General features: G+C 72.0%; 12 protein-coding genes. 4 read left to right on the top strand and 8 right to left on the bottom strand.

The window, feature by feature from the left end:
- Window position 1 precedes the first annotated feature (1 nt).
- Genes AB0924_RS05730 through AB0924_RS05720 form a run of 3 tightly spaced genes read right to left on the bottom strand, consistent with a single transcriptional unit; the run spans window position 2 to window position 4,496 of the window.
- Window positions 2-943, bottom strand: a complete 942-nt coding sequence (locus AB0924_RS05730) for a hydroxymethylglutaryl-CoA lyase (RefSeq protein WP_366910733.1) — start codon at window positions 941-943, stop codon at window positions 2-4.
- On the bottom strand, window positions 940-2,868 hold the full coding sequence (locus AB0924_RS05725) for an acetyl/propionyl/methylcrotonyl-CoA carboxylase subunit alpha (RefSeq protein WP_366910732.1): 1,929 nt from the start codon (window positions 2,866-2,868) through the stop codon (window positions 940-942). Before AB0924_RS05725 ends, AB0924_RS05730 begins: the two co-directional genes overlap by 4 nt.
- A gap of 11 nt (window positions 2,869-2,879) precedes the next feature.
- Window positions 2,880-4,496, bottom strand: a complete 1,617-nt coding sequence (locus AB0924_RS05720; protein ID WP_366910731.1) for a carboxyl transferase domain-containing protein — start codon at window positions 4,494-4,496, stop codon at window positions 2,880-2,882.
- 95 nt (window positions 4,497-4,591) lie between these two features.
- On the opposite strand from AB0924_RS05720, the gene AB0924_RS05715 reads away from it, so the two are divergent.
- The 3 genes from AB0924_RS05715 (at window position 4,592) to tesB (ending at window position 7,391) form a co-directional block, all read left to right on the top strand.
- Window positions 4,592-5,197, top strand: coding sequence for a TetR/AcrR family transcriptional regulator (locus AB0924_RS05715; RefSeq protein WP_358937880.1), 606 nt, complete (start codon window positions 4,592-4,594; stop codon window positions 5,195-5,197).
- Between the two features lie 135 nt (window positions 5,198-5,332).
- Window positions 5,333-6,490 (top strand): acyl-CoA dehydrogenase family protein, encoded by a 1,158-nt coding sequence (locus AB0924_RS05710; protein ID WP_358937882.1) that lies wholly within the window; start codon window positions 5,333-5,335, stop codon window positions 6,488-6,490.
- Window positions 6,491-6,524: 34 nt separating this feature from the next.
- Complete coding sequence (tesB, locus tag AB0924_RS05705) at window positions 6,525-7,391, top strand: acyl-CoA thioesterase II (RefSeq protein ID WP_358937884.1); 867 nt, start codon at window positions 6,525-6,527, stop codon at window positions 7,389-7,391.
- Window positions 7,392-7,462: 71 nt separating this feature from the next.
- On the opposite strand, the gene AB0924_RS05700 is transcribed toward tesB, so the two are convergent.
- Genes AB0924_RS05700 through AB0924_RS05690 form a run of 3 tightly spaced genes read right to left on the bottom strand, consistent with a single transcriptional unit; the run spans window position 7,463 to window position 10,907 of the window.
- The gene (locus AB0924_RS05700) at window positions 7,463-9,751 is read right to left on the bottom strand and encodes an FtsX-like permease family protein (RefSeq protein WP_366910730.1); all 2,289 of its coding nucleotides are present in this window, start codon (window positions 9,749-9,751) and stop codon (window positions 7,463-7,465) included.
- On the bottom strand, window positions 9,748-10,464 hold the full coding sequence (locus AB0924_RS05695; RefSeq protein WP_358937889.1) for an ABC transporter ATP-binding protein: 717 nt from the start codon (window positions 10,462-10,464) through the stop codon (window positions 9,748-9,750). Before AB0924_RS05695 ends, AB0924_RS05700 begins: the two co-directional genes overlap by 4 nt.
- A 29-nt stretch (window positions 10,465-10,493) precedes the next feature.
- Window positions 10,494-10,907 (bottom strand): hypothetical protein, encoded by a 414-nt coding sequence (locus AB0924_RS05690; RefSeq protein WP_358937891.1) that lies wholly within the window; start codon window positions 10,905-10,907, stop codon window positions 10,494-10,496.
- Window positions 10,908-11,386: 479 nt separating this feature from the next.
- On the opposite strand from AB0924_RS05690, the gene AB0924_RS05685 reads away from it, so the two are divergent.
- On the top strand, window positions 11,387-11,761 hold the full coding sequence (locus AB0924_RS05685; RefSeq protein ID WP_366910729.1) for a hypothetical protein: 375 nt from the start codon (window positions 11,387-11,389) through the stop codon (window positions 11,759-11,761).
- Window positions 11,762-11,837: 76 nt separating this feature from the next.
- On the opposite strand, the gene AB0924_RS05680 is transcribed toward AB0924_RS05685, so the two are convergent.
- Entirely contained in the window at window positions 11,838-12,626 is a 789-nt protein-coding gene (locus tag AB0924_RS05680) for a phosphatase (RefSeq protein ID WP_366910728.1), read from the bottom strand.
- Window positions 12,627-12,729: 103 nt separating this feature from the next.
- The gene (locus AB0924_RS05675; protein ID WP_358937897.1) at window positions 12,730-14,304 is read right to left on the bottom strand and encodes a PucR family transcriptional regulator ligand-binding domain-containing protein; all 1,575 of its coding nucleotides are present in this window, start codon (window positions 14,302-14,304) and stop codon (window positions 12,730-12,732) included.
- Window positions 14,305-14,413: the final 109 nt, after the last annotated feature.

Raw genomic sequence — 14,413 nt, 5'->3', positions numbered from 1 at the left:
ATCACTGATCCTTGTGGGAGAGAGCGCGGACGGTACGGGACGGACTCGGCCGGCCCAGCTGTTCGGCCATCCACACGCTGGTGGCGGTCAGACGGCCGAGGTCGACCCCGGTCTCGATGCCGAGGCCGTGCAGCATCCAGACGAGGTCTTCGGTGGCGAGGTTGCCGGTGGCGGACTTCGCGTACGGGCAGCCGCCGAGGCCGCCGGCGGACGCGTCGACCGTCGTCACGCCGTGCTCCAGGGCCGCGTAGGTGTTCGCGAGCGCCTGGCCGTAGGTGTCGTGGAAGTGCACGCCGATCACGTTCGTCGGCACGCCCTCCTCGTTCAGCAGGGCGAGCAGTTCCAGGACGTGGCCCGCAGTGGCGACGCCGATGGTGTCGCCGAGGCTCAGCTCGTCGCAGCCCATGTCGCGCAGTGCCTTGCAGACGCGGGCCACCTGGTGGAGCGGGACGGCTCCCTCCCAGGGGTCGCCGAAGCACATCGACACATAGCCCCGCACCTGCGCGCCGGCGTCCTTCGCCTGCCGCACCACCGGTTCGAACACGGCCAGCGACTCGTCCACGGTGCGGTTGAGGTTGGCCTTGGCGAAGGACTCCGTGGCGCTGGCGAACACCGCGATCCGGCGGGCGCCGAGCGCCAGGGCCCGGTCCAGGCCGCGCTGGTTCGGCACCAGCACCGGGAGTTCGACGTCGAGGTCCGAGACCAGCGGGAACAGCTGCTCGGCGTCGGCGAGCTGGGGCACCCACTTGGGGTGCACGAAGCTGGTCGCCTCGATCGTCGTCAGGCCCGCGTCGGCCAGACGGCGGATGAACTCCGCCTTCACCGCCGTCGGCACGGACGTCTTCTCGTTCTGCAGCCCGTCGCGCGCGCCGACCTCGTGGATCCGCACCCGCGCGGGCAGATCCTGGGCCGGTACGACCATGGGCAGTCCCTCGGCGCTCACTCCGTGTCCTCCTTGGGCGTGATGACGGCCAGCACCTGGTCCATGGCCACCGTCGAGCCCGGGGTCACGTCCAGCTCGGCGACCGTGCCCGCGTGCGGGGCGGAGACGACGTGCTCCATCTTCATCGCCTCGACCACCAGCAGGCTCTGCCCGGCCGCGACCTCGTCGCCGACGGCGACCTTCACCACCGTCACCGTGCCCGGCATGGGCGCGGTGAGCGAGTCGGCACCCGCGTGCGCCGACCGGGTCAGGGCGGCTTCCACCGGGTCGTGGTCGCGGACCTGCCAGGCGTCGCCGTCGCGGCCGATCCAGTCACCGGCCCGGCGGAAGGTGTGCCGGACACCGTCGAGGGTCACGGACACCCGGTCGCCGGTGACGGTGTGCGTGCCGCGCGGGGTGTACGCGACCGCTTCCTGCGCCCGCAGGTGGACGACGGGCCCCTTGGGCGTGCCGCCCAGACGCCAGCCGCTCGGCACCGAGAAGGGGTCGACCCAGCCGTCGCCGGCCGGCCGCAGCGCATCCAGCCGTACGGCCGCCGCCGCCTCGTACACCTCCTCCGGCACGTCCGTGGTGACCAGCTCGTCGACCACCCGCTCCACCAGACCGGTGTCCAGCTCGCCGGCCACCACAGCCGGGTGCGCCAGCAGCCGCCGCAGGAAGCCCGCGTTGGTCTGCACGCCCAGCGTGACGGTCTCGGCGAGCGCGGAGCGGAGCCTGCGCAGCGCCGTCTCCCGGTCGGGGCCGTAGGCGATCACCTTGGACAGCATCGGGTCGTAGAGGCTGCCCACCTCGGTGCCCTCGCTGAGCCCCGAGTCGGTGCGCACGCCGTCGCCCTGCGGCTCGTTCAGCAGCCGCACCGTGCCGCCCGAGGGCAGGAAGCCGCGCGCCGGGTCCTCGGCGCAGATGCGGGCCTCCACCGCGTGCCCGGTCAGCCGGACGTCCTCCTGCGCGAAGCCCAGCCGTTCCCCGGCCGCCACCCGCAGCTGCCACTCCACCAGGTCCAGCCCGGTGATGAGTTCCGTGACCGGGTGCTCCACCTGGAGACGGGTGTTCATCTCCATGAAGTAGTACGACGAGGGGTCGCCGCCCGGCACGATGAACTCCACCGTGCCCGCGCCCCGGTAACCGCAGCTGCGGGCCGCCTGCACGGCGGCCTCGCCCATCGCGGCCCGGGTGGCCTCGTCGAGGAGCACGCTCGGCGCCTCCTCGATGATCTTCTGGTGCCGCCGCTGCAGCGAGCACTCGCGCTCGCCGAGGTGGACGACGTTGCCGTGTCCGTCGGCCAGCACCTGGATCTCGATGTGCCGGGGACGGTCGACCCACCGCTCCACCAGCAGGGTGTCGTCGCCGAAGGAGGCGCGGGCCTCGCGGCGGGCGGCCGCGATCTCCTCCTCCAGCACGGCGATGTCCCGCACCAGCCGCATGCCCTTGCCGCCGCCGCCCGCCGAGGGCTTGAGCAGCACGGGCGTCCCGATCTCACGGGCGGCGCCGGCCAGTTCGGCGTCCGTGAGGCCGCTGCCGCTGGAGCCCGGCACGACCGGGACCCCGGCCGCCTTCACCGTCTCCTTGGCGCGGATCTTGTCGCCCATGAGCGCGATCGCGTCGGCGGGCGGGCCGATGAAGACCAGCCCCGCCTCCTCGCAGGCACGCGCGAAGCCGGCGTTCTCGGCCAGGAAGCCGTAGCCGGGGTGGACGGCCTGGGCGCCGGTGCGGGCGGCGGCCTCGAGCAGCCGCTCCACCGACAGATAGCTCTCGGCCGCGGGCGCCGGGCCGATCCGTACCGCCGTGTCGGCCTCCCGGACGTGCCGCGCGTCGGCGTCGGCGTCGGAGAAGACCGCCACCGAGCGGACGCCCAGCGAGCGCAGCGTACGGATGACGCGTACGGCGATCTCGCCCCGGTTGGCCACCAGCACTGTGTCGAACACGGTTCCCCTCCTCACATCCGGAAGACGCCGAACTGGGGGTCTCCCAGCGGCGCGTTGGCGCAGGCCGTCAGGGCGAGTCCCAGCACCTGACGGGTCTCCATCGGGTCGATCACGCCGTCGTCCCACAGGCGGGCGGTGGCGTAGTAGGCGTTGCCCTGGTTCTCGTACTGGGCGCGGATCGGGGCCTTGAAGGCCTCTTCCTCGTCGGCGGGCCACTCCTCGCCGCGCGCCTGCATCTGGTCCCGCTTGACCGTGGCGAGCACGGAGGCGGCCTGCTCGCCGCCCATGACGGAGATCTTGGCGTTGGGCCACATCCACAGGAAGCGGGGGGAGTAGGCCCGGCCGCACATCGAGTAGTTGCCGGCGCCGTACGAACCGCCGACGACGACGGTCAGCTTCGGCACGCGCGTGCAGGCCACCGCCGTGACCATCTTGGCGCCGTGCTTGGCGATGCCACCCGCCTCGTAGTCCCGGCCGACCATGAAGCCGGAGATGTTCTGGAGGAACACCAGCGGGATGCCGCGCTGGTCGCACAGCTCGATGAAGTGGGCGCCCTTCTGGGCGGACTCCGAGAACAGGATGCCGTTGTTGGCGACGATCCCGACCGGGTGGCCGTGGATCCGGGCGAAGCCGGTGATGAGGGTCTGCCCGAACTCGGCCTTGAACTCGGCGAACCGCGAGCCGTCGACCACACGCGCGATGATCTCGCGCACGTCGTAGGGGGTGCGGGAGTCCACGGGCACGGCGCCGTACAGCCCGGCCGGGTCCACCTTGGGCTCCACGGCCGGGGTGACCTCCCAGGGGAGGGACTGCCGGGCGGGCAGCGTGGCGACGATGTTCCGCACGATCCGCAGGGCGTGCGCGTCGTCCTCGGCGAGGTGGTCGGTGACCCCGGAGATCCGGGAGTGCACCTCGCCGCCGCCCAGCTCCTCGGCGGTCACGACCTCGCCGGTGGCCGCCTTCACCAGCGGCGGGCCGCCCAGGAAGATCGTCCCCTGGTTGCGGACGATGACGGCCTCGTCGCTCATCGCCGGTACGTAGGCCCCGCCGGCCGTGCACGAACCGAGGACGGCCGCGATCTGCGGGATGCCGGCCCCGGACATCCGCGCCTGGTTGTAGAAGATCCGCCCGAAGTGCTCACGGTCCGGGAACACCTCGTCCTGCATCGGCAGGAACGCCCCGCCGGAGTCGACCAGGTAGACGCAGGGCAGCCGGTTGTCCAGGGCCACCTCCTGCGCGCGCAGGTGCTTCTTCACCGTCATCGGGTAGTAGGTGCCGCCCTTGACGGTGGCGTCGTTCGCGACGATCACGCACTCGCGCCCGCTGACCCGGCCGATACCGGCGATCACGCCCGCGGCCGGTGCCTGCCCGTCGTACAGCCCGTCGGCGGCGAGGGGAGCCAGCTCCAGGAAGGGCGATCCCGGGTCGAGCAGCGTGTCCACCCGGTCCCGCGGCAGCAGCTTGCCGCGCGCGGTGTGCCGGGTCCGGGCCTTCTCGCCGCCGCCGAGAGCGGCGGCGGCCAGTTTGCCGCGCAGTTCCCCGACGAGTGCGAGATGAGCCTGTTCATTGGCCCGCCAGGCCTCCGACGCGGGATCGGCCGCGCTGTGAAGCTCCGGTGCCTCTTGCATCCTTGCGGTCCCCTCACCCAGTGGTGACTGTTAATGAGCGTTAACCATTTCCTTCAGGTTAACGACCGCTAACCTCGCTGTCTAGAATTACTGGCATGGTCACCAGAACCGACGCCCCCACCCGCCGCGAGCAGATCCTCAGGGAGGCTGCCCGGCTCTTCGCCGAGCGCGGCTTCCACGGCGTCGGGGTGGACGAGATAGGCGCCGCGGTCGGCATCAGCGGCCCCGGCCTGTACCGCCACTTCCCCGGCAAGGACGCGATGCTCGCGGAGCTGCTGGTCGGCATCAGCGGCCGGCTGCTGACCGGGGCCAAGCTCCGCCTGGCCGAGGCCGACGGGAGGACCGGGGCCCCGGAGGTCCTGGACTCGCTCATCGAGGGCCACATCGACTTCGCCCTCGACGACCGGCCCCTGATCACCCTGCACGACCGCGAGCTGGACCGGCTGCGCGACAGCGACCGCAAGCTGGTGCGGCAGCTCCAGCGGCAGTACGTGGAGCTGTGGGTGGAGGTGGTGCGCGAGGTCTACCCCGGGCTGACCGAGCCCAGCGCCCGCTCGGCGGTCCACTCGGTCTTCGGCCTGCTCAACTCCACCCCGCACCTCGGCCGCGCCGGCACCCTGCCGGGCCGCGCCGCCACGGCGGCCCTGCTGCACCGGATGGCCCGGGGGGCCTTCGGGGCGGCCGGAGTGGCCGAGGGCTGAGCCGCGAGGGCCGCTCCTGACCGCCGGGTGGCCAAGGTCACCCTGGACGACTGAACGTACCCGCCAGTATCTTGGACTCTGAGCAAGCGCTTAGACATGCCCGAAAGTCATGCCGAGGTACGTGGAGGTGGCGGCGTGCGCCGTACGGTGTTCAACGAGGATCACGAGGCGTTCCGGGAGACCCTTCGCGCCTTCATCGAGGCCGAGGTCGTCCCCGTCTACGACGAGTGGTTCGCCGCCGGCCAGGCGCCGCGCGACTTCTACTACAAGCTCGGCGAGCTGGGCATCTTCGGGATCAACGTGCCCGAGGAGTTCGGCGGCGCCGGTCTGGACAGCCACAAGTTCGAGGCCGTCCTCTACGAGGAGACCGCCCGCGCCGGCGTGCAGTTCGGCGGCTCCGGCGTGCACGTGCTGCTCGCCCTGCCGTACATCAAGATGCTGGCCTCGGACGAGCAGAAGAAGCGGTACCTGCCGAAGTTCGTCTCCGGCGAGGAGATGTGGGCCATCGCGATGACCGAGCCGGGCACCGGCTCCGACCTCGCGGGCATGAAGTCCACCGCCAAGCTCTCCGAGGACGGCACGCACTACGTCCTCAACGGCGCCAAGACCTTCATCACCGGCGGTGTGCACGCCGACAAGGTCATCGTCTGCGCCCGTACGGCCGCGCCGACCGCCGAGGACCGCCGCCACGGCATCTCCCTGTTCGCCGTGGACACCAAGTCCGAGGGCTACTCCATCGGCCGCAAGCTGGACAAGCTGGGCCTGCGCACCTCCGACACCGCCGAACTGGCCTTCGTCGACGTCAAGGTGCCGGTCGAGGACCTGCTCGGCGAGGAGAACAAGGGCTTCTACTACCTCGGCCACAACCTGGCCTCCGAGCGCTGGGGCATCGCCTTCGGCGCCTACGCCCAGGCCAAGGCCGCCGTCCGGTTCGCCAAGCAGTACGTGCAGGAGCGCACCGTCTTCGGCAAGCCGGTCGCCCACTTCCAGAACACCAAGTTCGAGCTGGCCGCCTGCCAGGCCGAGGTGGACGCCGCCGAGGCCGTCGCCGACCGCGCGACCGAGGCCCTGGACGCCGGTGAGCTGACCCCCGCCGAGGCAGCCTCCGCCAAGCTGTTCTGCACCGAGGTCGCGCACCGCGTCATCGACCGCTGCCTCCAGCTGCACGGCGGCTACGGCTACATGAACGAGTACCCGATCGCCCGCCTGTACGCGGACAACCGCGTCAACCGCATCTACGGCGGCACCAGCGAGATCATGAAGACGATCATCGCCAAGGACATGGGTCTGTAAGGTCCCCGCAATCACTGGCGGGTACAACCACCTTATGAGCCAGGCACTTCAGAACCTCCTCGATCTGCTCGACCTCGAGCAGATCGAGGAGGACATCTTCCGCGGCCGGTCCCGCTCCGCCGTCGTACCCCGCGTCTTCGGCGGGCAGGTCGCGGCGCAGGCGCTGGTCGCCGCCGGGCGTACGGTCCCCGGGGACCGGCAGGCCCACTCCCTGCACGCGTACTTCCTGCGCCCGGGCGACCCCGGCGCGCCGATCGTCTACAGCGTCGACCGCATCCGCGACGGCCGGTCCTTCACCACCCGCCGCGTGGTCGCCGTGCAGCACGGCAAGCCGATCTTCCATCTCTCGGCGTCCTTCCAGATGTACGAGGAGGGGCTCGACCACCAGACCGCCATGCCGGCCGCGCCCGACCCGGCCGAGCTGCCCACCTCGCAGGAGCGGATGCGCGGCTACGACCACCTCGCGCCCGAGGTCGTGGAACGCTTCCTCGAGGCCCGTCAGGCGATCGACCTGCGCTACGTGGACGAGCCGCCGTACGGCAGGTTCGGCGAGCCGCGCGAGCCGCACTCCCAGGTGTGGTTCCGCACCAACGGCAAGCTCGACGACGACCCGCTGCTGCACGTCGTACTCGCCACCTACGTCTCCGACATGACCCTCCTCGACTCCGTGCTGCTCGCGCACGGTCGCGGCGGCTGGGCCGTCGGGGACGTCGTCGGGGCGTCGCTGGACCACGCGATGTGGTTCCACCGGCCGTTCCGCGCCGACGAGTGGCTGCTGTACGACCAGGAGTCGCCGTCCGCGCACGGCGGCCGTGGCCTCGGCCAGGCCCGTATCTACACCCAGGACGGACGGCTGGCCATCTCGGTCATCCAGGAGGGCGTGGTCCGCGTCCCGCGCTGACCCCGTCCCGCCGGCGAGGCCCGCCCGCGCCCTCGCACCAAGGGGGCGCGGGCGGGCCTCGCCGCGCCGGGTCAGTCCCGCCGGACGAGTTCCGGATCGATGCGCCGCCCCACCAGCGGCAGCGTGCCCAGCGTCGCGACGACGACCACACCCAGGGCCGCGCACACCAGCACCGGGACCCCGGCGAAGTCCCAGAAGACCTCGCCGCCTCCGGTGATCAGATAACTGGACTCGGCGAGCTTGCCGGTGACCACGGCGAGCGTGAGACCGATGGCGAGCGGCAGCACGACCTGGACGCTCTGCACCGCGCGCAGCGTGCGGCGCCTGGCCCCGATCAGTGTGATGGCGGTGACCTGCGCCCGGCGTTCGACGGCCCGGTCGGTGACGGCGACCAGGAAGGCGGCGACACCGATCACCAGCCCCATGATCATGCCGAGGACCAGCAGCGTCTCGATGACGGCGATCTGCTGCAGGCTGTCGACGTTGACGCCGACCGGCTCCACGGACGCGGTCGGCGCGGCCGTTCCGATGCCGTCCAGGACGGCGCGGACGACGTGCGGGTCGGAGTCGCTGTTCAGGACCAGGAAGCCCGACTGCGGCCGGGCATGGGCCGGCAGCCGCGAGGGCGGGACGATCACGGACGCGTCGCCGACCGCCGAGGGGTCGTACGGGCGCACGACGGTGGCGGCGGACGGGAGTGTGAGGGACAGCGTGAGGTGCCGCTGCCCGTCCCGCAGCCGGAAAGGGAAGGAGGCGCCGGGCCGGATGTCCGGATCGGTGGAGCTGTTCGGATTCACGAGCCGCATGACCCGCCCCTCCTGGCATCCCTCGACACTCCGCACCAGCCGCGTCAGCTGGGCGCAGGTGGCGATCAGTGCGGTGGCCTGCGGCGGAAAGCCGGAGTCCGTCGGCTTGCTCCAGGACACCATCGTCCGGGCGTGTGCCCGTACTCCCGGCACCTCGGCGAGCCGCTCCTGCTGCTCCTCGGTGAGGGCCGTGAGCGGCACTGAGTAGTCCTGCACGGGATTGCTCGGCCTGCTCACCTGCTCGAATTCGATCAGCACACCCTGCGCCAGCGACGCCGCGAACACCAGCAGCACCAGGCCGGTCACGACGCGCATGGCGCTGCCGGGCTCGACCTCGTTGCGGCGCATGGCCAGATTGAGCGTCAGGGACTGGGTGGTGCCGGCCAGCTTGCGGGCGAGGAGGTACGACAGCCAGGGCAGAGCCAGTACGAGCCCCAGCCCGGTCAGCAGCACTCCGCCCACCAGGAGCAGGCCGAAGACACCGTTGCTCGTGGCGGGATGGTCGGTGAGGCCGGTCGCGCAGAAGCCCGTGACGATGCCGAGCCCGGTGACCAGCAACAGGCCGCCCCACTTCGAGGGAGGCTTCGGCACGGCCGTACGGCGCACCGCCAGCGGGCTGGCGGCGGCGCCGCGCGCGCTCGCCCGGCCGACGAACCAGGCGAGGGCCGGGCAGCCGACCAGGCAGACCACCGCGGTGGTCCAGGACAGGGCGCCGTCGGCCGGGTACCAGCGCAGCGCGGGCAGGCCGGAGCGGGACATCACCTGGTTGAGGAGCCAGTACTCGCCGAGCCCGAGCAGAACGCCGAGCAGCGCGGCGGCCACCGTCTCGGCGGCGTTGACGCGCTGGGTGCCTCTGCTGCTCAGGCCCAGCAGCCGCAGCGACGCGAGGCGCCTGGTGCGGCTGGCGGCGGAGAGCCGGGCGCACACCGAAAGGAAGACGGCGAGCGGAAGCAGGACCAGAGTGGCGAGGGCGAAGCGCAGGTTGGTCAGCGTGGAGGGTTCGACGACCGAGACCGGGGCGTAGGAGTAGCCGAAGGACTGCAGCGCCCCGGTGTCCGCGTCGTGGGCGATCTCCGCGCGGGTCGTGCCGACGTACGCGTACAGCTCGTCGGGGTCCGCGAGACCGGGAGCGCCGATCAGGCCCCTCTCCCGGCCCGGCAGCAGCCCCTTGATGCCGGGTTCGGAGTGCAGCAGGTCGTGCAGGCGGGGGGAGAGGTACAGCTCGCCGGGGGCCGGGAGCGCGTCGAGTCCGGGCGGCGGCTGCTGGTGCGCGCCGCCGCGGGCTACGAACACCCGGGTGAACGGCCTGGAGCCGTGTGGGTCGCGGCGCTCCAGGACGAGCGCCGAGCCCCCCTTCGCCTTGCTCACGGACGTCGTCTGCGGCTCACGGGCCGCGGCCCGTCCGTCGTGCGCGTCCAGGACGGCGGGGATCGTCAGCACCAGGGCCAGACAGCACACCCCGAGGGAACTGCCCGCCGCCATGAGGAAGAAGCGCAGGCGGTTGCCCCGTCCGGCGCCGAACAGCAGCCGTAGTCCGAGCAGGAACTCCCTCATGAGGCACCTCGCGGGGAGAGCACGCCGTCGGCCATCGTGTAGTGGCTGTCGGCCTGCGCCGCGACCTCCGGGTCGTGCGTCACCAGCACCACGGCGGTGCCCTGGGAGCGCGCCAGGTCGAGGAACTCCCGCAGAACGGCGGCGGCGTTGGCGCTGTCCAGCGACCCGGTGGGTTCGTCGGCGAAGACCACCGCCGGGCGGTGCACCAGGGCACGGGCCACCGCGACGCGCTGACTCTGACCGCCCGACACCTGCGAGGGCCGCCGCTCGCGCAGCTCACCCAGGCCGAGCCGTTCCAGGACCCGGCCGGCTTCCGCCAGGGCGGCCTTCTTGCGCTTCCCGGCCAGGCGCAGCGGCAGTGCCGTGTTCTCCTCGACGGTCAGCTCGGGCAGCAGCTCGCCGTACTGGAAGACGAAGCCGAAGCGCTCGCGGCGCAGCGAACTCATCTCCTCGTCGTCGAGGTCCGCGAGCACCGTCCCGTCGAAGCGCACCCGCCCGCGCGCGGGCGTCAGCACCCCGGCCAGGCAGTACAGCAGCGAGGACTTGCCCGAACCGCTCTGCCCCGTGACGGCCACGACCTCGCCCCGCGCGATCGAGAGATCAACGCCGCGGACGGCGAGGTGATTGCCGTAGGAGAGTTCGACGCCCGAGGCGGAGAGGATGTGTGACGTAGTGATGACTTCCCCCAGAAGCGGGAGGGCCCAGGCTTGCACCTGGGCCCGGAATCTCGCCGGTGTACCGGCTACGGCCGCTTGTAGTGCTTGGTCACGGAGCAGTTGTCCGGGTGGAAGGAGCCCTTGTCCCGGCAGACGCGTATGTAGGCGTTGACCGTGTAGCGCTCCGCGCCGTCCCAGTTGTAGTTGTCCAGAGGGACGGTCTTCTTCTGCTTGCCGTTGTACCGGCTCCAGTCGTAACCCTCGACCTTCACCTGCATGTACACGTTGTGTCCGTCGCCGTGGTCGGCGTCCTGGAGCTTGCCCTTCCATTCGAAGGCGCCGTGGTGCTGACCGGCGGGCCAGAACTTGTACTGGCCGTCGTAGAACTTCGCTCCGCCCGTGTGCAGCGTCGGAATCGTGTGCCAAGAGGCGGCGAACGCGGTTCCTGCCCCCGTGGCGAACAGGGCTGCCGTCAGGATGCCTGCTGCCAGTTTCCGCATGTGTTCTCCCGTTTCAGTTGTGTGATTCCTGGTGGTCAGGCCAGGAACTCCTAGAACGTAGCCGCAGGGGCGTCGGGGCGGCTCGAATTCGGGTGAGGTATGGCGGTGTTTGGGGCGGTAGTTCCGGGCATACTTTGCCGTCACCTTGCCTGCCGCTGAGTGGAATATGATCTTCCGGGGCTTTTTCGAAGCGGGCGGAAAATAGTTGCCTGCTCAAAATGACGTGTGACGCATGGGGGACTAGGCTCTGAAAGTGAAAGCCGTAGTGCACGGCATGCCCGGCCGGCGAGTGTTCGGATGAGCCCGGACCTCAGCCGCTGCACCCGAGGGCGCGATCGCGTACGGGGTGGGCCACAGGCGCCGGCAAGGTGACGCACGTCGTGCCGCTTCACAAGCTGCGGTGACCTCTCTCGACCGCCCCGCTCTTCCCTCTTGGCCCGCGGCGGCGGCCATCCACTTAGGGATGGAAGGTATTTCCCATGCGAGCACAGCGCACGAGGCGCCTTGTCGCCCTGTCCGCCTCAGGCCTCCTGCTGGCCGGCGGTGCCGCGATCGGCACGGCGGGCACCGCCTCGGCCTCCGACCACAGCGACCACGGCTCCTACAGCCACAGCCGGGACTGGGGAGACAACGACCACTACAACCACCACAACGGGTGGTGGAACGACGACGATGACGACGACTATGGCGACCACGGTGGCTATGGCGGCGACCACGGCGGCGACCACGGCGGCTACGGTGGCGACCACGGTGGCTATGGCGGCGACCACGGCGGCGGTCATGGCGGCGGTCATGGCGGCGGTCATGGCGGCGGTCACGGCGGCGGCCACGGCGGCGGTCACGGAGGTCACTGAACCGACCATCACCTGAAATGAGGATGTGCGGCCCCGTCCACGGAGCCGCACATCCGCCGTGCCCGCCGGACAGGCCCTAGTCGAGGCCCGCCGCCGCCAGCAGATACGCCGTCATGGGGTCGTAGTGGCGCGGGCTGACGACGTGGTCGTCGAGCGGGACCACCACCTGCACGGTGCCCTCGGACTCGGCGAGGAACAGCGCCGGGTCGTTGCAGTCGGCGTACCCGACGGAGTCGACGCCGTGCTGTCCCGCGTACCCGGCCCAGCCGTGGTCGGCGACCACCAGGTCCGGCAGCGGACGCCCCTCGCGCTCAAGTCCGTTCAGAATGGCCCGCATCGGCTCGCCGGAGTGCGTGTGCCACAACGACGCGCCGTGCTCCAGGACGGCCACGTCGGCGAACTGCATGACATAACCCTCGTCCGTCTGCAGCCCGTCCGGGATGACCACGATCTCGCAGCCGGCCGCGCGCAGCGCCCCGGCCGTGGCCCGGTGCACGTCCAGCAGACCGCCCGGGTGACCGGTGGCGAACAGCACCCGCTGTTGTCCCTCGGCCGCCTTGCGCAGCCGGGCGGCCAGCCGGTCGAGCGCGTCCACGGTCAGCTCGGGGTCGATGGTGTCCTGCCCGAACCGGTACTCCGGGTCGTCGTTGACGCCCACCCGCTCGGCCATCACCGCGAGCACGTCCTGCTCGTCCGCCCAGCGGTCGCCCAGCTCGAGCCCCAGCCAGAAGTTGCGCTCGCCGTTGGCCAGCCTGCGGTAGTGGGAGAGGTTGTTCTCGCGGGGCGTGGCGACGTCCCCCGCGATACGGGTCCTCACCAGGTGGTCGACGAGCTGGGGGCGGCTGGGTGTCCCGGGTATCGGCATGCCTCCCATTGTGAGGGCAGCGGGCCGGGCGCGTCCTCGGCATACCGGAGGCTGGGACTTGGATCACTGGGTCCCACCGCAACACCCGGCCCCCGCGCCCCGCTCAGCCCTGCCGCAGCGCGAACCACAGCTCCATGCGCGCGTCCGCGTCGTCGAGGTCGGCGTCCAACAGCGCGGCGCAGCGGGCGATCCGCTGCCGCACCGTGTTGCGGTGCACGTCCAGTGCCACCGCCGTACGGTCCCAACTGCCGTGCAGGGACAGCCAGGTACGCAGCGTCTCGGCGAGCGCGGGCCGGCCGCCGAGCGGCGCGAGCAGCGCACGGGCGTGCGCCCGGGCGTCCGCGCGGGGCACCAGGTCCGCCAGGCCCGGCCGGGCACCGTGCCGGACCAGCGGGGCGCGGGTGGCGCGGGCGCGGGACAGCGCACGCGCCGCCTGGGTGTCGGCCGCGGGCCACTCACCGGGTCCGGCCGCCGCGCTGACCCCGAGGGTCCAGCCCGGCTGCGGCACGGGCTCCCGCTCGGCGGGCACCAGCACCCGTACGACGTCACGGGCCACGTCCACCAGCGGCGATCCGAGAGCGGCGCCCAGCGCGGAGGCGGCCACCGCGTCCGGTGCCTGGGCCTCCGACCGGGCGTGCACGACGATCCAGTCGCCGTCCCCGAGCAGCGGCGCCACCTCTTCGGGCGGCGAGCCGAGCAGCAGCCGCACGAGCGCGGCCGACCGGGCCGCGCCGGACCCGCTCTGCTGCCCGCCGGTCAGCAGGGAGAGCAGTACGGCGGCGACGGAGGCGATCGTGTGGTCCCCGGGGCCGCGCTGCCCGGAGGCCACTGCGAGCACGAACCCCTCGCCGGCTCCGAGGGCGTAGGCGGCGAGGTGGGTGTCACCGAGGGTGTCGGTGGCGGAGGAGGGCACCGGCCGGGGGGACGGGGCGGCGGGTGCGGTGGAAGCGGGCCCGGCGGCGCCGGGCCGCCCGGTGCCGCCGTCGCCCTCCGGGGCGCGTTCCGGCTCCGGGGGCCGCGGGCCGCTGGGCCGGACCACCTCCCCCAGTTCCGCCAGGGCTTCCCGTACTTCGCCGGAGACCGCCCGGCCCGCCTCCGCGACGCCGGTGCCGTCCGGGCCGAAAAGGACCGCGAGGCCGCCCAGGCGCTGGGCGAGCTGGCGCAGCACCGAGGGCACCGGGTCCGGGCGGGAGGCCGCCGCCGCGAGGCTCTGCTGGGCGTCGGTCACCCGGCGCAGCTCGGCCAGCCGGGCCTGTGCCATGAGCTGCCAGACCGCGCGGGCCACGCCGGAGAAGGTGGTCCGGGGCGGGACTTCGAGCAGCGGGAGGTTCCGCGCGTCGCAGGCCTCGATCAGTGCGGGCGGCACGGTGTCGTGTACCGGTGCCAGCCCGAAGCCGAGGGCCGCGCCGCCGGCGGCCACGATCCGGGAGACGTAGTCGTCGAAGTACGTGCCCGCCTCCGCCGCCGGAGGGATGTGCACCCCGGCCGTCAGCAGCAGCTCGCCGCCCAGCAGATACGGGTACGGGTCGGCCATCTCCGAGGTGTGCGCCCCGTGGATCACCAGGGACGGACCGGACGGGCCCGCGATCTGGCGCAGGGCGAGGTCCTCCCGGGACAGCAGGGCCGAGAGCGCGACCGGTGGGGTCGGTGGGACGGCTGGGGCGACCGGTTCCGGCATGGTGTGCGTTCCCTCCATCCAGCCTCGTTCACATGGATGAAACGTACACTTCGCAGTCGCTTTCCGGCCACCTAGTGTCAACTCAGACCGGCAGCCGCGGGTACGGGCG

The organism is Streptomyces sp. NPDC047869 (genome assembly GCF_040704065.1).
Taxonomy (GTDB): Bacteria; Actinomycetota; Actinomycetes; order Streptomycetales; family Streptomycetaceae; genus Streptomyces.
Note: the sequence above shows the minus strand (reverse complement) of the source record. Positions and strands in the feature narration are given on the sequence as shown.